The sequence below is a fragment of the Kitasatospora sp. NPDC002551 genome, assembly GCF_040296005.1.
Taxonomy (GTDB): domain Bacteria; phylum Actinomycetota; class Actinomycetes; order Streptomycetales; family Streptomycetaceae; genus Kitasatospora.
In genome coordinates, this window is sequence record NZ_JBEOWI010000001.1 from 103,511 (window position 1) to 124,789 (window position 21,279).

General features: G+C 72.3%; 20 protein-coding genes. 2 read left to right on the forward strand and 18 right to left on the reverse strand.

Going from position 1 to position 21,279, the window contains the following annotated elements; genetic code table 11:
• Nucleotides 1–22: 22 nt before the first annotated feature.
• From nuoL to ABT093_RS00525, 15 genes are all read right to left on the reverse strand, one after another.
• Nucleotides 23–1,918, reverse strand: coding sequence for an NADH-quinone oxidoreductase subunit L (gene nuoL, locus ABT093_RS00455; RefSeq protein WP_350558101.1), 1,896 nt, complete (start codon nt 1,916–1,918; stop codon nt 23–25).
• 13 nt (nt 1,919–1,931) lie between these two features.
• Nucleotides 1,932–2,231, reverse strand: coding sequence for an NADH-quinone oxidoreductase subunit NuoK (gene nuoK / locus ABT093_RS00460; RefSeq protein WP_253793010.1), 300 nt, complete (start codon nt 2,229–2,231; stop codon nt 1,932–1,934).
• Entirely contained in the window at nt 2,228–3,154 is a 927-nt protein-coding gene (locus ABT093_RS00465; RefSeq protein WP_350558105.1) for an NADH-quinone oxidoreductase subunit J, read from the reverse strand. Before ABT093_RS00465 ends, nuoK begins: the two co-directional genes overlap by 4 nt.
• Nucleotides 3,151–3,762, reverse strand: a complete 612-nt coding sequence (nuoI, locus tag ABT093_RS00470) for an NADH-quinone oxidoreductase subunit NuoI (RefSeq protein WP_350558108.1) — start codon at nt 3,760–3,762, stop codon at nt 3,151–3,153. Before nuoI ends, ABT093_RS00465 begins: the two co-directional genes overlap by 4 nt.
• A gap of 6 nt (nt 3,763–3,768) precedes the next feature.
• Nucleotides 3,769–5,127: an NADH-quinone oxidoreductase subunit NuoH gene (gene nuoH, locus ABT093_RS00475; protein WP_350558111.1), complete on the reverse strand. Its 1,359-nt coding sequence runs from the start codon at nt 5,125–5,127 to the stop codon at nt 3,769–3,771.
• Complete coding sequence (locus ABT093_RS00480; protein ID WP_350558114.1) at nt 5,124–7,637, reverse strand: NADH-quinone oxidoreductase subunit G; 2,514 nt, start codon at nt 7,635–7,637, stop codon at nt 5,124–5,126. The genes nuoH and ABT093_RS00480 overlap by 4 nt, the downstream gene beginning before the upstream one ends.
• The gene (nuoF, locus tag ABT093_RS00485) at nt 7,634–8,995 is read right to left on the reverse strand and encodes an NADH-quinone oxidoreductase subunit NuoF (RefSeq protein ID WP_350558117.1); all 1,362 of its coding nucleotides are present in this window, start codon (nt 8,993–8,995) and stop codon (nt 7,634–7,636) included. The genes ABT093_RS00480 and nuoF overlap by 4 nt, the downstream gene beginning before the upstream one ends.
• Nucleotides 8,995–9,750 carry an NADH-quinone oxidoreductase subunit NuoE gene (gene nuoE / locus ABT093_RS00490; protein WP_350558120.1) on the reverse strand — a complete coding sequence of 252 codons (756 nt, stop codon included), beginning with the start codon at nt 9,748–9,750 and terminating at the stop codon, nt 8,995–8,997. The genes nuoF and nuoE overlap by 1 nt, the downstream gene beginning before the upstream one ends.
• A complete protein-coding gene (locus tag ABT093_RS00495) occupies nt 9,747–11,102 on the reverse strand; it encodes an NADH-quinone oxidoreductase subunit D (RefSeq protein WP_350558123.1) in 1,356 nt (451 codons plus the stop codon). The genes nuoE and ABT093_RS00495 overlap by 4 nt, the downstream gene beginning before the upstream one ends.
• Nucleotides 11,102–11,815: an NADH-quinone oxidoreductase subunit C gene (locus ABT093_RS00500; RefSeq protein ID WP_502884090.1), complete on the reverse strand. Its 714-nt coding sequence runs from the start codon at nt 11,813–11,815 to the stop codon at nt 11,102–11,104. Before ABT093_RS00500 ends, ABT093_RS00495 begins: the two co-directional genes overlap by 1 nt.
• Nucleotides 11,812–12,366 carry a NuoB/complex I 20 kDa subunit family protein gene (locus ABT093_RS00505; RefSeq protein ID WP_030300882.1) on the reverse strand — a complete coding sequence of 185 codons (555 nt, stop codon included), beginning with the start codon at nt 12,364–12,366 and terminating at the stop codon, nt 11,812–11,814. Before ABT093_RS00505 ends, ABT093_RS00500 begins: the two co-directional genes overlap by 4 nt.
• 60 nt (nt 12,367–12,426) lie before the next feature.
• Nucleotides 12,427–12,786, reverse strand: a complete 360-nt coding sequence (locus ABT093_RS00510; protein ID WP_014137597.1) for an NADH-quinone oxidoreductase subunit A — start codon at nt 12,784–12,786, stop codon at nt 12,427–12,429.
• A gap of 437 nt (nt 12,787–13,223) precedes the next feature.
• A complete protein-coding gene (locus tag ABT093_RS00515; RefSeq protein WP_350558126.1) occupies nt 13,224–13,883 on the reverse strand; it encodes a response regulator in 660 nt (219 codons plus the stop codon).
• A 223-nt stretch (nt 13,884–14,106) separates the two neighbouring features.
• On the reverse strand, nt 14,107–15,171 hold the full coding sequence (locus tag ABT093_RS00520; protein ID WP_350558129.1) for a sensor histidine kinase: 1,065 nt from the start codon (nt 15,169–15,171) through the stop codon (nt 14,107–14,109).
• 880 nt (nt 15,172–16,051) lie between these two features.
• Nucleotides 16,052–16,981 carry a DMT family transporter gene (locus ABT093_RS00525; RefSeq protein WP_350558132.1) on the reverse strand — a complete coding sequence of 310 codons (930 nt, stop codon included), beginning with the start codon at nt 16,979–16,981 and terminating at the stop codon, nt 16,052–16,054.
• Between the two features lie 242 nt (nt 16,982–17,223).
• Between ABT093_RS00525 and ABT093_RS00530 the strand changes: the two genes are divergently transcribed.
• Both ABT093_RS00530 and ABT093_RS00535 read left to right on the forward strand, forming a co-directional pair.
• Nucleotides 17,224–17,886, forward strand: coding sequence for a peptidylprolyl isomerase (locus tag ABT093_RS00530; protein ID WP_350558135.1), 663 nt, complete (start codon nt 17,224–17,226; stop codon nt 17,884–17,886).
• Between the two features lie 117 nt (nt 17,887–18,003).
• Nucleotides 18,004–18,351, forward strand: a complete 348-nt coding sequence (locus tag ABT093_RS00535) for a MazG-like family protein (protein WP_350558138.1) — start codon at nt 18,004–18,006, stop codon at nt 18,349–18,351.
• A 14-nt stretch (nt 18,352–18,365) separates the two neighbouring features.
• Here the strand turns inward: ABT093_RS00535 and ABT093_RS00540 are convergent, their stop codons facing one another.
• The 3 genes from ABT093_RS00540 to ABT093_RS00550 all read right to left on the reverse strand — a co-directional run bounded on the left by ABT093_RS00540 (nt 18,366) and on the right by ABT093_RS00550 (nt 21,229).
• Nucleotides 18,366–19,649: a geranylgeranyl reductase family protein gene (locus ABT093_RS00540; protein WP_350559180.1), complete on the reverse strand. Its 1,284-nt coding sequence runs from the start codon at nt 19,647–19,649 to the stop codon at nt 18,366–18,368.
• A gap of 154 nt (nt 19,650–19,803) precedes the next feature.
• Nucleotides 19,804–20,496 (reverse strand): demethylmenaquinone methyltransferase, encoded by a 693-nt coding sequence (locus tag ABT093_RS00545; RefSeq protein ID WP_350558141.1) that lies wholly within the window; start codon nt 20,494–20,496, stop codon nt 19,804–19,806.
• 145 nt (nt 20,497–20,641) lie between these two features.
• Nucleotides 20,642–21,229, reverse strand: a complete 588-nt coding sequence (locus ABT093_RS00550) for a hypothetical protein (RefSeq protein ID WP_350558144.1) — start codon at nt 21,227–21,229, stop codon at nt 20,642–20,644.
• Nucleotides 21,230–21,279: the final 50 nt, after the last annotated feature.

Genomic DNA, 21,279 nt, shown 5'->3' on the forward strand with positions numbered 1-21,279 from the left:
CGCTGTGTGTCATCCGGGTACATCAGACGGACCTCATCAGGAGAGTCGTGGCGACCAGCACCAGCGTGCCGCCGAACATGGAGAGCGCGTACGAGCGGACGTAGCCGTTCTGGATCCGCCGCAGCCGGCTGGAGACGCCGCCGATGGTGGCGGCCAGGCCGTTGACGAAGCCGTCCAGACCTCGGCTGTCGAAGTACACCAGGGCGGCGGTGAGCGCCGAGCCGGGGCGGACCAGGACGGCGTGGTTGAAGTCGTCCTGGAGCAGGTCCCGGCGGGCGGCCCGGGTGAGCGGGGAGCCGTAGGGCGGCACCACCGGGACGGCGGAGCGGCCGTACACCAGGTACGAGAGCGCGACGCCGGCCACCATGCAGGCGCTGGTGAGCAGGGTGACGGTGAGTTCGCCGAGCGGCGAGTGGCCGTGCTCGTACCCGGTGACCGGTTCCAGCCAGGTGAGGAAGGACTCGTTGAACGCGAACAGCCCGCCGGCGAACACCGAGCCGACCGCCAGCAGGATCATCGGGACGGTCATGGTGCTCGGCGACTCGTGCGGGTGCGGGTCGTTGCCCTGGGCGTCCGGCTGCCAGCGCTTCTCGCCGAAGAAGGTCAGGATCATCACCCGGGTCATGTAGAACGCGGTGACCGCGGCGCCGGTCAGGGCGCACAGGCCGAGGATCCAGCCCTCGGTGCCGCCCTTGGCGAAGGCCGCCTCGATGATCTTGTCCTTGGAGAAGAAGCCGGACAGGCCCGGGAATCCGATGATGGCCAGGTAGCCGAGGCCGAAGGTGACGAAGGTGACCGGCATGTACTTGCGCAGACCGCCGTAGTGACGCATGTTCACCTCGTCGTTCATGCCGTGCATGACCGACCCGGCGCCGAGGAAGAGCCCGGCCTTGAAGAAGCCGTGGGTCACCAGGTGCATGATCGCGAAGGCGTAGCCGATCGGGCCGAGGCCGGCCGCCAGGATCATGTAGCCGATCTGCGACATGGTCGAGCCGGCCAGCGCCTTCTTGATGTCGTCCTTGGCGCAACCGACGATCGCACCGAAGAGCAGGGTGACCGCGCCGACCACCACGACGGCGGTCTGGGCGTCCGGCGCCAGGTTGAAGATCGCCCCGGAGCGGGTGATCAGGTAGACGCCGGCGGTGACCATGGTGGCCGCGTGGATCAGCGCGGAGACCGGGGTCGGGCCCTCCATCGCGTCCCCGAGCCAGGACTGCAGCGGCACCTGCGCGGACTTGCCGCAGGCGGCGAGCAGCAGCATCAGGCCGATCGCGGTCAGCTTGCCCTCGCTCGCGCTGTCGGCGGTGGCGAAGACCGGCTCGAAGGCGAAGGAGCCGAACTCGACGAACATCAGCATGATCGCGATCGACAGGCCCATGTCGCCGACGCGGTTGACGATGAACGCCTTCTTGGCGGCCGTCGCGGCGCTCGGCTTGTGCTGCCAGAAGCCGATCAGCAGGTACGAGGCGAGGCCCACGCCCTCCCAGCCGAAGTACAGCAGCAGGTAGTTGTCGGCGACCACCAGCAGCAGCATGGCCGCCAGGAACAGGTTCAGATAGGCGAAGAAGCGGCGCCGGCGCTCGTCGTGCGCCATGTAGCCCACCGAGTAGAGGTGGATCAGCGTGCCGACGCCGGTGATCAGCAGGACGAAGGTCATCGAGAGCTGGTCGAGCCGGAAGGAGATGTCGGCCTGGAAGCCGTTCACCGGGATCCAGCTGAACAGGTACTTGGTGACGGCGCGGTCCTCGGCGTCCCGTCCCAGCATGGACGAGAACAGCGCGAGGCCGAAGCCGAAGGACAGCGCGGCGAGCGCGGTGGCCAGCCAGTGGCCGAACCGGTCGAAGGCCCGGCCGCCGAGCAGCAGCAGGGCGGCGCCGGCCAGCGGGGCCGCGACCAGCAGCGGAATGAGAGAGTTCACCGAGGCCCTCCGCCTACAGCTTCATCAGGTTGCTGTCGTCGACCGAAGCGGAGTGCCTGGTCCGGAAGATCGTGACGATGATCGCGAGGCCGACCACGACCTCGGCCGCCGCGACCACCATGGTGAAGAACGCGATGATCTGGCCGTCCAGGTTGCCGTGCATCCGGGAGAAGGTGACCAGCGCCAGGTTGGAGGCGTTGAGCATCAGCTCGACGCACATGAACAGGACGATCGCGTTCCGCCGGATCAGCACGCCGGAGGCGCCGATGGTGAACAACAGGGCGGAGAGATAGAGGTAGTTGACCGGATTCACTCCGCCCCCTCCTCGTCGTGGTCGGACGCCGGGCGGTTCGCCGGCGCCGTGTGGTTGGCGGCCACCGGCTCCAGCGCCTGGCGCGGGCCGGTCACCGGCGGGCGCTCGGACCGCGGGCGGCCCAGCCAGTCGGCGGTGGTGGACTCCAGCTCGGCCATCCGGGCCAGCATCTCCTGGCTGACGTCGCGGATCTGGCCGCGCTCGCGCAGGGTCTGCATGACCGAGTCCTCGGCGATCGAGCCGTCCGGCAGCAGACCCGGGATGTCCACCGCGTTGTGCCGGGCGTAGACGCCGGGCGCGGGCAGCGGCGGGACCTGCAGGTTGTCCGCGACCCGCTGGGCGGCCAGTTCGCGCTGGGTCTTCGGGGCCTTCACGTGCTCGCGGTGGGTGAGCACCATGGCGCCGATCGCGGCGGTGATCAGCAGCGCGCCGGTGACCTCGAAGGCCCAGACGTACTTGGTGAAGATCAGCCGGGCCAGGCCCTGGACGTTGCCCTCGGCGTTGGCCTCGGCGAGGCCGGAGAAGGTGTCCAGCTTCGCGTTGGCGATCCCGGCGACCAGCAGCACGCCGAAGCCGAGCCCGCAGAGCACGGCGGCGAACCGCTGGCCCTTCAGCTGTTCCTTCAGCGAGTCCGCGCTGGTCACGCCGACCAGCATCACCACGAACAGGAAGAGCATCATGATCGCGCCGGTGTAGACGACGATCTGCACCACGCCCAGGAACACCGCGCCCTGGGCCATGTAACAGACCGCCAGGGCGAGCATGGTGGCGGCCAGGCAGAGCGCGCTGTGCACCGCCTTCTTCATCAGCAGCATGCCGAGGGCGCCGCCGACGGCGATCACCGCGAGCCCCCAGAACTGGACGGCCTCGCCGGTGGAGGTCGCGCCGGTGACGGCGGCGAGGGTGGCGGGGGCGGCGGTCACGACTGCGCCTCCTTCTCCCGCGCGGTGCGCTCCTGGAGCTCGGTGCCCGGCGCCGCCGCGGTGATCTCGCCCCGGTAGTACGCGCCCTCGTCGGCGCCCGGGAAGATCGCGTGCGGGGTGTCGACCATGCCCTCGGAGAGGCCGACCAGCAGCTGCTCCTTGGTGAAGATGAGGTCCTTGCGGGAGGAGTCCGCGAGCTCGTACTCGTTGGTCATGGTGAGCGCCCTGGTCGGGCAGGCCTCGATGCACAGACCGCACAGGATGCAGCGGGCGTAGTTGATCTGGTACACCGCGCCGTACCGCTCACCGGGCGAGTAGCGCTCCTCCTCCTGGTTGTCCGCGCCCTCGACGTAGATCGCGTCGGCCGGGCAGGCCCAGGCGCACAGCTCGCAGCCGACGCACTTCTCCAGGCCGTCCGGGTGCCGGTTGAGCTGGTGGCGTCCGTGGAAGCGCGGGGCGGTGGGCTTCTTCTGCTCCGGATACTGCTCGGTGAGCCGCTTCTTGAACATGGCCTTGAAGGTCACGCCGAAGCCGGCGGCCGGTCCGAGGATGGACGGCTTCTCGGCCGGCTCGGGCCGGTCGGTCCGGCGGTTCTGGTCGGACGACATCTCGGTTCAGCTCCCTTCGGAATGGTCGGCCCCGTTGAGGGCGTCCTGGAGTTGCTTCGGGGCACGGCTGCGCCGGCGCGGAACCGGCGGGAGCTGCTGGCCGGGCATCGGCGGCACCGGGTAGCCGCCGGCCATCGGGTCGAACTCCCCGCGCGGCGCGCCGTCCTCGGTCTCGGGCCGGCGCTTCACGACGTCCCGCAGCAGGCCGAGCAGCAGCAGCGCGCCGACCGGGGCGCCGACGTAGAGCACCACCTCGCCGAACCCGTAGCCCTCGTTGCGCAGCGCCCGGACGGCCGCCACCATCACCAGCCAGACCAGCGAGACCGGGATGAGCACCTTCCAGCCGAGCTTCATGAACTGGTCGTAGCGGAACCGGGGCAGGGTGCCGCGCAGCCAGATGAAGAAGAACAGCAGCAGCTGGATCTTGAGGGTGATCCACAGCAGCGGCCACCAGCCGTGGTTGGCGCCCTCCCAGAAGGTGGAGACCGGCCAGGGGGCGCGCCAGCCGCCCAGGAACAGGGTGGAGGCGACGGCCGAGACGGTGACCATGTTGACGTACTCGGCGAGCATGAACATCGCGAACTTCAGCGAGGAGTACTCGGTGTTGAAGCCGCCGACCAGCTCGCCCTCGGCCTCCGGGAGGTCGAACGGCGCGCGGTTGGTCTCGCCGACCATCGCCACGATGTAGACGATGAACGACACCGGCAGCAGCACCGCGAACCAGGTCGGCTGCTGCGAGGAGACGATCTCCGAGGTGGACATCGAGCCGGAGTAGATGAACACCGCCGCGAAGGACAGGCCCATCGCGATCTCGTAGCTGATCATCTGGGCCGAGGAGCGCAGACCGCCGAGCAGCGGGTAGGTCGAGCCGGAGGACCAGCCGGCCAGCACGATGCCGTAGATGCCGACCGAGGCGGTGGCCAGGATGTACAGCAGCGCCACCGGGAAGTCGGTCAGCTGCATCGGCGTCCGGGTACCGAAGATCGAGATCTCGTCACCGGCCGGGCCGAACGGGATCACCGCGAAGGCCATGAACGCCGGGATGGCGCAGACGATCGGGGCCAGGATGTAGACCGCCTTGTCGGCGCCCTTGACCACCAGGTCTTCCTTGAGCGCCAGCTTCACGCCGTCGGCGAGCGACTGCAGCAGGCCCCACGGGCCGTGCCGGTTGGGCCCGATGCGCAGCTGCATCCAGGCCACCACCTTGCGCTCCCAGACGATCGCCACGAGCACCGTGCCGACCAGGAAGGCGAAGCAGAACACCGCCTTGAGCAGGACCAGCCACCAGGGGTCGCGGCCGAAGAAGCCGAGCGTCTCGTACGCGGCGAGGTCGTACCCGGCGAGCGGGTGCGAGGTGGGGTTCACTTCTCCTCCTCGTCGGGCTCGACGCCCTGCGCCTCGCCGTCCCGGGCCTCGTCGTCCTGCGCCGGGGCGATGGTGACCAGGTGACCGATGGTGGTGCCGAGCGTGCGGCAGGCGCCGCCCGGGGTGGAGTTGAGCGGGATCCAGACCGTGCGGTCGGGCATCTCCTTGCCGATCTCCAGCGGCAGGGTGACCGAGCCGGCCGGGCCGGTCAGCCGCAGCGCGGTCGCGTCGACGGCGCCGATCTCCTCGGCGGTGGTCGGCGAGATCCGGGCCACGGCGCGGTGCCGGGTGCCGGCCAGGTGCGGGTCGCCCTCCTGGAGCGAGCCCCGGTCGAGCAGCAGCCGCCAGCCGGCCAGCACCGCCTGGCCGGTGGCCGGCCGGGGCAGCAGGCCCGGGTGGGCGGCGGGGGCGGCCGGGCGCTCGCCCTCCCAGGGCGCGAACCGGTCCAGCTCCAGCCGGGCGGCGCGCACGTCGGGCAGGCCGAGCCGGTGGCCCAGCGCGTCGGCGAGCATGCTCAGCACCCGCAGGTCCGGGTGCAGGTGCCGGCCCACTTGCTGGTCCGGCTTGAGCGCGGCCTCGAACATCCGCACCCGGCCCTCCCAGTCCAGGAAGGTGCCGGCCTTCTCGGCGACCGCGGCCACCGGCAGCACCACGTCGGCGTGCGCGGTGACGGCGGACGGGCGCAGCTCCAGCGAGACCACGAACGGGACGGCGGCCAGCGCCAGTTCGGCCTGCGCCGGATCGGCGAGGTCCTCCGGGTCGAGGCCGCCGACCAACAGCGCGCCGAGTTCGCCGCCGACGGCCGCGGCGAGGATCTCCTCGGTGTCCCGGCCCGGCCGGGCCGGGATCGCGGCCACGTCCCAGAGGGCGGCGGCCTCGGCCCGGGCGCCCGGGGAGTTGACCGGGCGGCCGCCCGGCAGCAGGCCGGGCAGCGCGCCCGCCTCGACCGCGCCGCGCTCCCCGGCCCGCCGGGGGATCCAGGCGAGCCGGGCGCCGGTGGCGTGCGCCAGCCGCAGTACGGCGGAGAGCGCGCCGGGGGCGGCGGCGGCCCGCTCGCCGACCAGGATCACCGCGCCGGGGGTGCGCAGCAGTTCGGCGGCGCGCCCGGCGTCGTCGCTGAGCGGCTCGTCGGCGGCGAGCGCGGCCAGCCACTCGGCCTCGGTGCCGGGTGCGGCGGGCAGCAGCGCCCCGCGCAGCTTGGCCAGGCCCCGGGAGGCGTGCGCGGCGATCGAGAAGACCACCGGCCCTCCGGCGCGGCTCGCCTTGCGCAGCCGCAGGAAGACGATCGGCGACTCCTCCTCGGGCTCCAGGGCCACCAGCAGCGCGACCGGCGCGGCCTCCAGGTCCTGGTAGGTCACGCCCTCGCCGGTGATGTCCACGCCCTGCCCCGCGACCGCGGCGGCCAGGAACTCCGCCTCCTCGGCGCTGTGCGGGCGGGCCCGGAAGTCCACGTCGTTGGTGCCGAGCACCACCCGGGCGAACTTGGCGTAGGCGTAGGCGTCCTCGACGGTGACCCGGCCTCCGGTGAGCACCCCGGTGCGGGCCTCGCGCAGCCCCTCGGCGGCGGCGGCCAGCGCCTCCGGCCAGGAGGCGGGGACGAGCTCGCCGTCCCGGCGGACCAGCGGGGTGGTGATCCGGTCACGCTGCTGGGCGTAGCGGAAGGCGAACCGGCCCTTGTCGCAGTTCCACTCCTCGTTGACCGCCGGGTCCTCGCCGGCCAGCCGGCGCAGCACCTTGCCGCGCCGGTGGTCGGTGCGCTGGGCGCAGCCGGACGAGCAGTGCTCGCAGACGCTCGGCGAGGAGACCAGGTCGAACGGGCGGGAGCGGAACCGGTAGGCCGCCGAGGTGAGGGCACCGACCGGGCAGATCTGGATGGTGTTGCCGGAGAAGTACGACTCGAAGTCGTCGCCCTCGCCGGTGCCGACCTGCTGCAGGGCGCCGCGCTCGACCAGGTCGATGAACGGGTCGCCGGCGATCTGCTGGGAGAACCGCGTGCAGCGGGCGCAGAGCACGCAGCGCTCCCGGTCCAGCAGCACCTGGCTGCTGATCGGCAGCGGCTTCTCGTAGGTGCGCTTGACCCCCTCGAAGCGGGACTCCGCGTCGCCGGTGGACATCGCCTGGTTCTGCAGCGGGCACTCGCCGCCCTTGTCGCAGACCGGGCAGTCCAGCGGGTGGTTGATCAGCAGCAGTTCCATCACGCCGCGCTGGGCCTTCTCGGCGACCGGCGAGCTGACCTGGGTGCGGACCACCATGCCCTCGGCGACCGGGATGGTGCAGGAGGCGACCGGCTTGCGCTGGCCCTCGATCTCCACGATGCACTGCCGGCAGGCGCCGGCCGGGTCGAGCAGCGGGTGGTCGCAGAAGCGCGGGATCTGGGTGCCGATCTGCTCGGCGGCCCGGATCACCAGCGTCCCCTTGGGGACCTGCACTTCTACGCCGTCGATGGTGAGCGTGACCAGCTCGACCGGGGCCTGTCCGCCCGTGGAGGTGGAGGGTTCTGTGATCGTCACGCGTGCACCTCCCTTTCGGTGGCGGACTGGTGGCCGGGGCGGGGGCCGTCGGCCCAGACGGTGGAGGCGGCCGGGTCGAGCGGGCAGCGGCGCTCCACGAGGTGCTGCTCGTACTCGGCCCGGAAGTGCTGGAGCGAGGAGACGATCGGGCTGGCGGCGCCGTCGCCCAGCGCGCAGAAGGACTTGCCGTTGATGTTGTCGGCGATGTCCAGGAGCTTCTCGAGGTCGCCCTCGGTGCCCTGGCCGGCCTCGATCCGCTTGAGCAGCTGGACCAGCCAGTAGGTGCCCTCGCGGCAGGGGGTGCACTTGCCGCAGGACTCGTGGGCGTAGAACTCCGTCCAGCGGGTGACCGCGCGGACCACGCAGGTCGTCTCGTCGAAGATCTGCAGGGCCTTGGTGCCGAGCATGGAGCCGGCCGCGCCGACTCCCTCGTAGTCGAGCGGGACGTCGAGGTGCTCGTCGGTGAACATCGGGGTGGAGGAGCCGCCCGGGGTCCAGAACTTGAGCCGGTGGCCGGCGCGGATGCCGCCGCTGATGTCGAGCAGCTGGCGCAGCGTGATGCCGAGCGGGGCCTCGTACTGGCCGGGGTTGGTGACGTGGCCGGAGAGCGAGTAGAGCGTGAAGCCGGGGGACTTCTCGGTGCCCAGGCCCTTGAACCACTCCTTGCCCCGGGCCAGGATCGGCGGCACCGAGGCGATCGACTCGACGTTGTTGACCACGGTCGGGCAGGCGTAGAGGCCGGCGATGGCCGGGAACGGCGGGCGCAGCCTCGGCTGGCCGCGGCGCCCCTCCAGCGAGTCGAGCAGGGCCGTCTCCTCGCCGCAGATGTACGCGCCGGCGCCGGCGTGGACGGTGATGTCCAGGTCGAGGCCGGAGCCGAGGATGTCCTGGCCGAGCAGCCCGGCCGCGTACGCCTCGGCGACGGCGGCCTGGAGCCGGCGCAGCACCGGGACGACCTCGCCGCGCAGGTAGATGAAGGCGTGGTCGCAGCGGATCGCGTAGGACGCGATGATCATGCCCTCGATCAGCGAGTGCGGGTTGGCGAACAGCAGCGGGATGTCCTTGCAGGTGCCCGGCTCGGACTCGTCCGCGTTGACCACCAGGTAGTGCGGCTTGCCGTCGTTCTGCGGGATGAACTGCCACTTCATGCCGGTGGGGAAGCCGGCGCCGCCGCGGCCGCGCAGGCCGGAGTCCTTGACCAGGGCGATCACGTCGTCCGGGGGCATGGCGAGGGCGGCCCGCAGGCCCTCGTACCCGGCGTGGCGGCGGTAGGTGGCGAGGCTCCAGGGGCGGGAGTCGTCCCAGGAGGCGGACAGGACGGGGGTGAGCAGCTTCTCGGCCGGCTCGGCGGAGGTCATCACGCTTCGTTCCCTTCCTGGCCGGTGCCCTCGTGGCGGGGGGAGACGACGCGGGTGCCGCCGGTGCCGGGCAGGGCCTCGCCGCGGGCCAGCCGCAGGCCGGCCAGCGAGGGGGCGCCGCCGGCGCCGGACTCGTCGACGGCGCCGGGGCGCTCGTCGGGGAAGCCGGCCAGGATCCGGGCGGTCTCCTTGAAGGAGCAGAGCCGGGCGCCGCGGGTGGGTGCGGCCTCGCGGCCCGCGCGCAGGTCGTCGACCAGCCGCTTGGCGCTCTCCGGCGTCTGGTTGTCGAAGAACTCCCAGTTGACCATCACCACGGGCGCGTAGTCGCAGGCCGCGTTGCACTCGATGTGCTCGATCGAGATCCGGCCGTCCTCGGTCGTCTCGTTGTTGGCGATCCCGAGGTGCTCCTGGAGTTCGGCGAAGATCTGGTCGCCGCCGAGCACCGCGCACAGGGTGTTGGTGCAGACCCCGACGTGGTACTCGCCGGCCGGCCGGCGCCGGTACATGGTGTAGAAGGTGGCGACGGCGGTGACCTCGGCGGTGGTGAGGTCCAGCTGCTCCGCGCAGAACCGGATGCCGGTCGGGCTGACGAAGCCCTCCTCGGCCTGCACCAGGTGCAGCAGCGGCAGCAGGGCGGACCGGGCCACCGGGTAGCGGCCGATCAGCTCCGCGGCGTCGGCGGCCAGCCGGGCGTGCACCTCCTCGGGGTACGGCCTGGCCGGCAGCGCCGGCATCCCCAGTCGGACGTCTGTCACCGGTCCACGCCTCCCATCACCGGGTCGATCCCGGCCACCGCGACGATGACGTCGGCCACCTGGCCGCCCTCGCACATCGCCGCCATCGTCTGCAGATTGGTGAACGACGGGTCCCGGAAGTGGACCCGGTACGGGCGGGTGCCGCCGTCGCTGACCACGTGCACGCCCAGCTCGCCCTTGGGCGACTCGACCGCCACGTAGGCCTGGCCGACCGGGACCCGGAAGCCCTCGGTGACCAGCTTGAAGTGGTGGATCAGGGCCTCCATGGAGGTGCCCATGATCTTCCGGATGTGGTCGAGGGAGTTGCCCATCCCGTCCGGCCCGACGGCGAGCTGGGCCGGCCAGGCGATCTTCTTGTCGGCCACCATGACCGGGCCGGGGCGCAGCCGGTCCAGGCACTGCTCGACGATCCGCAGCGACTGCTTCATCTCCTCCAGGCGGATCAGGAAGCGGCCGTAGGAGTCGGCGCTGTCGGCGATCGCGACCTCGAAGTCGTAGTTCTCGTAGCCGCAGTACGGGTCGGACTTGCGCAGGTCGTGCGGCAGGCCGGTGGCGCGCAGGATCGGGCCGGTGGCGCCGAGGGCGAGGCAGCCGGGCAGGTCGAGGAAGCCGACGTCGACCAGGCGGGCCTTGAACACCGGGTTGCCGGTGGCGAGTTTGTCGTACTCGTGCATCCGGGAGCGGAAGGTCTTCACGGCCTCGCGGATCTGGTCGACCGCGCCGGGCGGGAGGTCCTGGGCGAGGCCGCCGGGGCGGACGTACGCGTGGTTCATCCGCAGGCCGGTGACCAGTTCGAAGATGTCCAGGATCAGCTCGCGGTCGCGGAAGCCGTAGATCATCAGCGTGGTGGAGCCGATCTCCATGCCACCGGTGGCCAGGCAGACCAGGTGGGAGGCGATCCGGTTAAGCTCCATCATCAGCACCCGGATGACGCTGGCCCGCTCGGGGATGTCGTCGGTGATGCCGAGCAGCTTCTCGACCGCCAGGCAGTAGGCGGTCTCGTTGAACAGCGGGGTCAGGTAGTCCATCCGGGTCACGAAGGTGGTGCCCTGGACCCAGCTGCGGAACTCCATGTTCTTCTCGATGCCGGTGTGGAGGTAGCCGATGCCGCAGCGGGCCTCCGTCACGGTCTCGCCGTCGATCTCCAGGATCAGCCGCAACACCCCGTGGGTGGAGGGGTGTTGCGGGCCCATGTTGACGATGATGCGCTCGTCGTCGGCCCGGCCGACGGCCTCGACCACCTCGCCCCAGTCGCCGCCGGTGACCGTGAAGACCCGGCCCTCGGTGGTCTCCCGGGCGCCCGCCTCGGCGGCGTCGCCCTGGTGCGTCTCCTCGTAGTGCTGGGTGCTCATCAGCTGTACGACCTCCGCTGGTCGGGCGCCGGGATCTGGGCGCCCTTGTACTCGACGGGGATGCCGCCGAGCGGGTAGTCCTTGCGCTGCGGGTGGCCCAGCCAGTCGTCCGGCATCATGATCCGGGTGAGGGCCGGGTGGCCTTCGAAGACCAGGCCGAAGAAGTCGTAGGCCTCGCGCTCGTGCCAGTCGTTGGTCGGGTAGACGCTGACCACGGACGGGATGCGCGGGTCGGCGTCCGGCGCGGTGACCTCCAGCCGGATCAGCCGGCCGTGGGTGATCGAGCGCAGGTGGTAGACCGCGTGCAGTTCGCGGCCCCGGTCGCCGGGGTGGTGCACGCCGCTCACCCCGAGGCAGAGCTCGAAGCGCAGCGCCGGGTCGTCGCGCAGGGTGCGGACGGTGCGCAGCAGGTGCTCGCGGGCGATGTGGAAGGTGAGCTCGGCGCGGTCGACGACGGTCTTCTCGATCACCTCGGCCGGGTCGAGGCCCTGTTCCTCCAGGGCGCCCTCCAGCTCGTCGGCGACCTCGTCGAACCAGCCGCCGTAGGGGCGCTCGCTGGCCGGCGGCAGGGCGATCGGGGCGACCAGCCCGCCGAAGCCGGAGGTGTCGCCGCTGCCCTGGGCGCCGAACATGCCCTGCCGGCGGCCGACCACCTCGACCGGGATCTCGCGGCGCGGCTGCTCGCGGCGGGTCTCGGGTACCTGCTCGTTCATCGCAGCAGCCCCCGCATCTCGCTCACCGGGGTGGCCTGCAGCGCGAGCGCCTCGCCCAGTTCCTCGGCGCGGCGCTTGTTCACGCCGAGCGGCTCGTGCTGGATCTTGTCGTGCAGCTTCAGGATCGCGTCCATCAGCATCTCCGGGCGCGGCGGACAGCCGGGCAGGTAGATGTCCACCGGGACGATGTGGTCGACGCCCTGCACGATCGCGTAGTTGTTGAACATCCCGCCGGAGGAGGCGCAGACGCCCATCGAGATGACCCACTTCGGATTGGCCATCTGGTCGTAGACCTGGCGCAGCACCGGGGCCATCTTCTGGCTCACCCGGCCCGCCACGATCATCAGGTCGGCCTGCCGGGGCGAGCCCCGGAACACCTCCATGCCGAACCGGGCCAGGTCGTAGCGGCCCGCGCCGGTGGTCATCATCTCGATCGCGCAGCAGGCCAGCCCGAAGGTGGCCGGGAAGAGCGACGCCTTGCGCACCCAGCCGGCGGCCGTCTCCACGGTCGTGAGCAGAAAGCCGCTCGGCAGCTTCTCCTCGATTCCCATCAGATCCCTCTCAATGCCCTCAAGTCCGTTGGCTTGTCCGCATGTTCACAAAGTCAGCGGTCAGTCCCACTCCAGACCGCCGCGGCGCCAGACGTAGGCGTAGGCGACGAAGACGGTGGCGATGAACAGGAGCATCTCGACCAGCCCGAAGATCCCCAGGGCGTCGAAGCTCACGGCCCACGGGTAGAGGAAGACGATCTCGATGTCGAAGACGATGAAGAGCATCGCCGTCAGGTAGTACTTGATCGGGAACCGACCGCCGCCCACAGGCTGCGGGGTCGGCTCGATGCCGCACTCGTACGCCTCCAGCTTGGCCCGGTTGTAGCGCTTGGGGCCGGTCAGTGAGGCCATCACGACGGAGCCGACCGCGAACGCCGCGGCGATGGCACCGAGTACGAGGATCGGCGCGTAGGCATTCATAGCCCCCGCTCCCTCCGTCCAGTCGTCCTTGACTGCAGATCGGAACCGACGGGTCACACTCTGGTGAACCCGGCGTTCCAGTTCCCGAGATCCACCCCATGTGAGGCAGTTCACAAAGCCCGGAACGAGCGCATCCTATGCCCGTCGGCTTGTGATCTGCGACACGCAGTTCAAGACGATCTTTGTGATCTCCGCCACCTCGCGAATCGTGGCGAAGGTGAGCATGACGAGATTTGTCGACGCAAAGAAGTCAAATGGTCACAAGCAGTCGCAATTATCTGCGAAGCGGCTGGTCAGGGCCATGCGCCTATATCAACTATGCCTCGCCGAGAGCAAATTTCCGGGCGTCATGTTGACGTGTTATAGCGGCTCACCCGCAGGGGTGGCGGCCCCGCGAACGCCCGCTTGACCCTTCGTTCACAAGCGCGCGTCCGGACTCAGGCCCCGCTCTCCCAGGCCCACGCGGCGATGCCGACCCGGTTCCGGGTGCCGAGCTTCCGCTGGATCGCGGCCAGGTGGTTCTTCACCGTCCCGGCACTGATGAACAGCTCCGCCGCGATCTCCGCATTGGTTGCGCCGTCCGCGACCAGCCCCGCGACCTCCTTCTCCCGCGCGGTGAGTTCCTCGACCGGGCCGACCCGCGGACGCTGCGCTGCCCGGCCGCCCGCCGGCCGCCGCGGTGTGCCGCCCGACAGCCGGCGGAGCAGCCGGACGGTGATCTGCGGGCTGATCAAGGCGTCCCCCGCGACGGCGGACCGGACCGCCTCCGCCAGCAGTGACGGCCCCGAGCGCTTCAGCAGGAAGCCGGCCGCCCCTGCGCGGATCGCCTCGTGCACGTACTCGTCCAGGTCGAAGGTGGTCACCACGACCACCCGGAACTCCCCGGCCAGCCGCCGGGTCAGCTCCAGCCCGTCCAGCCGGGGCATCCGGATGTCGGCGAGGATCACGTCCGGCCGCAGGCGCTCGGCCAGGGCGATCGCCTCCTCACCGTCCGCGGCCTCGTTCACCACCTCGATGTCCGGCTGGGCGTCGAGGATGATCCGGTACGCGCTGCGGATCACCTCGTCGTCGTCGGCGAGGAGCACCTTGATCGTCATCGGCCCGCGCCTCCTTCCGGTCGCCGGTAGGGTCCCCGTGCCGTGCCTGCCACGTCTTCTCCTCCTGTCGTCCGCGCCGCTGCCGGCCGCCGCACTCGCCCCGCCGGCCCCGCCGGCCCCGCCCGCCCTGCCACTCCGACTGCTCCGAGAGCTGCGGCCGTCGTGACCGCTCCTGCCGCCCCGGCTGTTCCCGCCGAACGTGCCGCGGCCTCCGCCCGGCCGGTCACCACGCCTTGAGCGGCAGGGTGACCGCCACCTGCCAGCCGCCGCCCTCCCGGCCGGCGGCGAGCGTGCCGCCCAGGGCCTCCACCCGGGCGGCCAGCCCCGCCAGCCCGCTGCCGCCCCGGCGCGGCCCGGACGGCTGCGGAGCCGCGCCGCCGTCGTCCCGCACCCGTACGGTCAGCCGCCGTCCATCGCGGCGCACCCGGACCTCGACCGTGCGGGCGGCGGGCGCGTGCCGCCGCACATTGGTCAGCGCCTCGACCACGACCCGGTAGGCGGTGGCCGCCACCTCCCGGGGGATCCCCGGATCCTCGGCCGGGGCGTCCAACCGCACCTCCACGCCGTCCGAGCCGGCGAACCGCTCGGTGAGCTCGGCCAGTTCGGCCAGGCCGGGCTGCGGGCCGCGCACCGGACCGTCGGCGTCCTCCCGGCGCAGCAGGTGGACGGTCCGGTCGAGTGAGGCCAGGGCCTGCAGCCCGGCCCGCTCTATCCGCTCGAACAGGGCCGCCGCGCGTGCCGGGTCCGAGGCCGCCAGCACCATGCCGGCCTGCGCCTGGGCAACCATTCCGCTGACGTCGTGCGCGACGAAGTCATGCAGGTCGTGGGCGAGTTCGAGCCGCTGGGAGCGGCGGGCCGCCGCCACCGAGCGGCGCCGCGCGTCGTCCAGCCCGCGCAGGTAGAGCCCGACCAGGACGGCCGGCAGCGCCAAGGCCGAGCCGAACCCGAAGAGGGCCAGCCCGTCTTCCGGGCCGACGACCTTCTCGAACCTGGACGGCCAGAGCGCGACCGCACCACCGACCGTCCAGACCGCCACCGCTGCGCGCCGGCCTCCCTCGGCGCGCAGCGCGACGACCACCAGGACGAGCAGGGAGGCGAGTTCGAGCAGCCCGACCACACCCGCCCACTGGTCGGCCTCGGTCCACCGGCCGGCAGCCCAGGCGCCGGCCGTGGACCCGACCGACACCGCGCCGGCGACACCCGTCACCACCGCCGGCCCGAACCGGGACCTCAGCAGCCACCCGCCGACGATCGCCACCGGGGCCGCCAGCGCCACGATCTGATGCATGCTCGCCTCCTTCCTGCGGGAAGCCTACGGATCTCCGGAGCGCTCCGCCTGTGCCGATCGGCAGGTTTCCGCCCCCGTTCCGAGCAGCGAAGACAGCCCGATCGGCACTGATGGCGGCCCCGGCCCGAGGGCCACTCTTGATCCCGTCGGACCGGCCACCCTGGCCGGCCGGAGGGGAGTCCGTCACCATGTCCACCACCACCGTCGCCACGATCGCGGCCGGCGCGACCGCGACCGCCACCACGACAGCCGCCGCGGGCGGTCCCTCGGGGGCCGCGTCCGCGGTGACACGGAGGCGCGAGGTCCGGCCGGCCGGCACTCCGCGCTGGGCCGAGCTGGCCGCCCGCGCCACGGTCTGGACCACCGTGCCCTCCGGGCTCTGGCGGCTCGCCCTCGGCCTCGGCGTCCCGGTCGGCTTCAGCGGGGAGCTCGCCGAGGCGTTCGACCACAACACCCCGGGCTGGGGCACCGCGTACCTCGTCGCACTGAGCGGGCTGGCCGAGCTGCTGGCCTTCCTCACCCTGGGGCTGGTCCGCCCCTGGGGCGAGGTGGTCCCGCGCTGGATCCCGTTCCTCGGCGGCCGGGCCGTCCGGCCGCTCGCCGCGATCGTCCCGGCCGCGCTCGGCTCGGCCGTCCTGACCCTGCTCGGTCTGACCTCCCTGTTCGAAGGCTGGACCGAAGAGCTGAGCAATCCGGATGCCCCGCAGGGCAGCGCCGGAGTGATCATGACCCTCTGCTACCTGCCGATGATCGCCTGGGGTCCGCTGGTCGCCGCGGTCACCGTCGCCTACGCCCGCCGCACCCTGGGACGCCGGCGACGAGCACCACCGCGACCACCACCTCCACCACCCCGACCGCCGTCACCATCTCGTCCGGGCGGCTACGCCGGGACCGGCTCCCCCTCCGCCGGGGCCGTCCGCGGCCGCGGTGCCGAGGCGGTCCGCCGGCCCCACTCGGTGCCGGCCAGAACGAGGGCGCCGCCCAGCAGGGCGAGCGGTCCGAGGTGGTTCCCGGCCAGGGTGATGCCGAACACCGCCGCCCAGAGCGGCTCGGTGCCCAGCAGCAGACTGACCCGGGAGGGCGAGGTGGCGCGGACCGCCCACATCTGCACGAAGAACGCGAACAGCGTGCAGAGCAGCGCGAGGTGCAGCAGCCAGCCCCACTGGGCCGGCCCGTAGCCGGCCGCCACCGTCCAGGGCAGCGGGCCGGCGAACGGCGCGGCGGTGGCGAACACCAGCGTCGCGGCCGCGAGCTGGACCCAGGTGACGGCCAGCGTGTCGCTCCGCCGGATCGACCGGGCCCGGGCGGTGGCGAGCACGTTGACCGTCCGCACGACGGCGGCGCCGAGCACCAGCAGGTCGCCGGAGGCCGGGGCCCGCAGTCCGCCGTCCCCGGTGAGCAGCGCGATGCCCACCACCGCCAGGCCAGCCGCCGCGAGGAAGGAGCGCGGCAGCCTGGTCCGGGTCAGCGCGCTCTCCGCGAGCGGGGTGAACACGATCGTCAGGCTGATGATCAGGCCCGCGTTGGTCGCCGAGGTGTGCACCGCGCCGAAAGTCTCCAGGAGGAAGATCGCACCGAGCACCAGCCCCAGCCCGGCCCCGCCCAGCCACTCGGCCGGCCGCAGCCGCCGCAGCGACCGCCAGGCGGCCAGCCCCAGGACGGGCAGCACCAGGCCGAAGCGCAGCACCAGCATCGCCACCACCGTGCCGGGCTCGGCCACCCGCTGCACCGCCAGGAAGCTCGATCCCCAGACCACCGCCACCAGCAGCACCGGGAGGTCACGCAGCAGGGGGGAGGACGGAGCGCGCACGGGCGGAGCCTCTCGGAGCGTTCGAGACGCGCGGGCGCTCGAAACGGACGTACCGGCACACGAGAGTCGCGCACGTCGTCGGACGGATCCCGGAGCAGAGCGGGCCCGCCATCCTCGCGCACCGCACCGCCCGCGATCAACGGCTTTCCGGCCCCCTACCGGATGCCCGCCCCGCCGTGGATGATGACGCCATGCCAAACCAGCCGTCCCCCACCCACCGGAAGGCCCGTCACGTGAGGCGCATGCACTGGGCGTTGACCGCCGCCGCCACCGTCCTGCCGCTCGTCGTCAGCACCGGCACCGCGGTCGCGGACACCCCGTCGGCCGGCACCGGCGCGGCCGGCACCACCTGCACCTACACGCCGGCCGTCCCGGCGGACAACTTCAAGGGGATCCCGGTCTTCGACGCCCGGAAGGCGGCCAAGCCGTACCGGGCCACCCTGAAGACCTCCCAGGGCGCGATCACCTTCCAGGCGCTCACCGACAAGGCCCCCTGCACGACCTTCTCGTTCCGGTTCCTCGCCGAGCGCGACTACTTCGACCGCAGCCACTGCCACCGGCTCACCACCCAGCGGATCTACGTCCTGCAGTGCGGCGACCCGACCGGGACCGGCAGCGGCGGCCCGGGTTACTCCTTCCCGGACGAGAACCTGGAGGGCGCCACCTACCCGGCCGGCACCGTCGCCATGGCCAACGCGGGGCCGAACACCAACGGCAGCCAGTTCTTCTTCGTCTGGAAGGACACCAAGCTCTCCCCCGCCTACACCCCCTTCGGCCGGGTCACCGAGGGCCTGGACGTGCTGCAGAAGATCGCCGCCGGCGGTGAGGACGACCAGAACAACCCGGGAGACGGCTTCCCCACCCTGCCGGTGAACATCCGCAACGTGAAGATCTCCGCCCGCTGAGCCACCGGCCGGACTCCCGTACGGTGGAGCGGGCCGTCGACCGGCCACCGACCGGCCACCGACGGGCCGTCGACCGGCCGTCGTCAGGCCACCGACACCGCACGGGAGCGGCACCACATGGACAGCAGGATCTGGGAGAGCGTCGACCACATGGTGGCCTGGCTCGACGAGGAGAGTCCGCTCCCCCCGCGGGAGGAGCGGCTCGCCCGGATCCTCAAGCTCTCCGAGGAGGTCGGCGAGGTCAGCGCCGCCGTGATCGGCGTCACCGGCCAGAACCCGCGCAAGGGCGTCACCCACAGCTGGGAGGACGTCCAGCACGAGCTGTGCGACGTCGTCTTCACCGCCCTGGTCGCCCTGCGCACGCTCACCCCGGACGCCGCCCGGGTGTTCGCCGAACGCCTCGCCTACGTCGAGCGGCGCTCCGCGGCTGGCCGCGACCAGGCCGACCGCGACCAGGCCGACTGACCGAGGGCGGCCGGTCAGGCGTTGGGCGCGGCCTTGGCCAGGCCGTTGATGACGCGGTCCATCGCGTCGCCGCCCTGCGGGTCGGTGAGGTTGGCGAGGAGCTTGAGCACGAACTTCATCAGCAGCGGGTGCGTCAGCCCGCGCTGGGTGGCGAGCTGCATCACCTTCGGGTTGCCGATGAGCTTCACGAAGGCCCGGCCGAGCGTGTAGTAGCCGCCGTAGACGTCCTTGAGGATCCGCGGATAGGCCTGGAGCGCGCGCTCCCGGCCACCGTCGGTCACCCGGGCGAGGGCCTGGACGATCACCCCGGCGGCGATCTGGCCGGATTCCATCGCGTAGGCGATGCCCTCGCCGTTGAACGGGTTGACCATGCCGCCAGCGTCGCCGACCAGCAACAGGCCGCGGGTGTAGTGCGGCTGGCGGTTGAAGGCCATCGGCAGCGCGGCGCCCCGGATCGGGTCGGTCATGTTCTCGGGCGTGTAGCCCCACTCCTCGGGCATGCTCGCGCACCAGGCCTTGAGCACCTCGCGCCAGTCCAGCTCGCCGAAGGCCGGCGAGGAGTTCAGGATGCCGAGGCCGACGTTGGAGGTGCCGTCGCCCATGCCGAACACCCAGCCGTAGCCGGGCAGCAGCTTACGCTCCCCGCCGCGGGTGTCCCACAGCTCCAGCCAGGACTCCAGGTAGTCGTCGTCGTGGCGCGGGGAGGTGAAGTAGGTGCGGTAGGCGACGCCCATCGGGCGGTCCTCCCGGCGGTGCAGGCCCATGGCGAGCGAGAGCCGGGTGGAGTTGCCGTCGGCGGCCACCACCAGCGGGGCGCGGAAGGTCACCGGCCGCTTCTCGTCACCGAGCTTCGCGGTGACCCCGGTGATCCGGCCGGTCCGCTCGTCCAGCACCGGGCCGCTGACGTTGCAGCGCTCGTAGAGCCGGGCCCCGGCCTTCTCGGCCTGACGGGCGAGCAGCTCGTCGAAGTCGGCGCGCTTGCGGACCAGTCCGTAGTCCGGGAAGGCCGACAGCTCGGGCCAGTCCAGCTCCAGCCGGACCCCGCCGCCGATGATCCGCAGGCCCTTGTTGTGCAGCCAGCCGTTCTCGGTGGACACGTCGATGCCCATGTCCACCAGCTGCTTGGTGGCCCGCGGGGTGAGGCCGTCGCCGCAGACCTTCTCCCGGGGGAAGCTGGTCTTCTCCAGCAGCAGCACGTCCAGGCCCGCCTGCGCGAGGTAGTAGGCGGTGGTGGACCCGGCCGGGCCCGCGCCGACCACGATGACGTCCGCGGTGCTCTCCACAACGCCTGCGCTCAGGTCAACGGCGGTCTCGGACACGGTGGGCACACTCCTGCTGGGGGTCGGCCGGCCGGCGGGGGCCGGCGCGGCTGGGCTGGGACGAGTCTATGAGCTGCGGACGGCGCCGCGGCCGGGCGCGACCGGGCGGGGGGAACCCGGTCGCGGCGGCCGGTCAGACCTTGTAGGCCCGGTGCAGGGCGACGATCCCGCCGGTCAGGTTGCGCCAGGCCACCTTGGACCAGCCGGCCTCCTGCAGCCGACCGGCCAGCGCGGGCTGGTCGGGCCACTCGCGGATCGACTCCGCGAGGTAGACGTACGCGTCCGGGTTGCTGCTGACCGCGGTGGCCACCGGCGGCAGCGCGCGCATCAGGTACTCGGTGTAGACCGTCCGGAACGGCGTCCAGGTCGGCGTGGAGAACTCGCAGATCACCAGCTTGCCGCCGGGCTTGGTGACCCGCAGCATCTCGCCGAGCGCCGCCCCGGTGTCGTGGACGTTGCGCAGCGCGAAGGAGATCGTCACCGAGTCGAAGGTGTCGTCGGCGAACGGCAGCCGGGTGGCGTCCCCGGCGGTCAGCGCCAGCTCGGGGTGGCGGCGCTTGCCCTCGACGAGCATGCCGACCGAGAAGTCGCACGGCACGACCCGTGCCCCGGCCTCCGCGAAGGGCAGCGAGGAGGTGCCGGTCCCGGCCCCGAGGTCGAGCACGACGTCACCCGGCCCGGCGGCCACCGCCTCGGCCACCGCCCGGCGCCAGGCGCGGGCCTGGCCGAGCGAGAGTACGTCGTTGGTGCGGTCGTACTTGGCCGCGACGTCGTCGAACATGGCGGCGACTTCGTGCGGCTGCTTGTCCAGAGAGGCTCGGGTCACGCCCCCCATTGTTCACCCTGGCTCCGCCGAACCGGGCAAGGGGGCGTCTTCCGGGCACCGCCGGAACACCTCCGGGGCGCCGCCGGGACGTCCGGGGCCGTGCGGGGAGGACGCAGGGGGCGCGACGGGTACGCCGCGCGCCGCCTCAGTGCAGGCCGCGCCGTCCGCCCGCCCGGCGCCGGCGGCGCGAGCGCTTGCCCTGCGTTATGGCCGGCATCCCGTCGGCCAGCACCTCGGTCGCCAGGGCGACGGTGGTGGCGAACCGGTTCTGCCCGCTGCGGAAGGCCAGCGCCCGCCGGTGCCGCCGGATCCGCAGCACGCAGACGGCGAACAGCAGCAGCGCCACCGGCACGCTGAACCGGGCCAGCCCGACGCCCACCGGCTGCGGGTAGGTGTCACCGCAGATCCGCACCGCCCTGGGCTCGTCGGCCGCGTGCTCCAGGCACACGGTTTCGCCGACCCTGGTGCCGTCGGCCAGCGGCAGCGCGGTGGCCGAGTAGTGCTGGCCGCCCGCCTGGTAGCTGACGGTGCTGTAGGAGCCGCCGCCGGCCGGCAGCTGGGTCACCACGCCGCCGACCCGCACCGGGTGGGCTCCGATCCGGTCGGCCTGCTCGGCCTGACGCCACCCCAGCAGGCACATCCCGACGGCCAGCACGGCGCTGAGCACGGCGGTGAGGTACCAGCCACGGCCCAACCGCGGGGATCGCTGCGGGGGGACGGTCGCGGATCGCATGGTTCCTGTCCTGGCTTGCGTTCGGGGCCTGGGGCGGGCCCCGCCGCCCG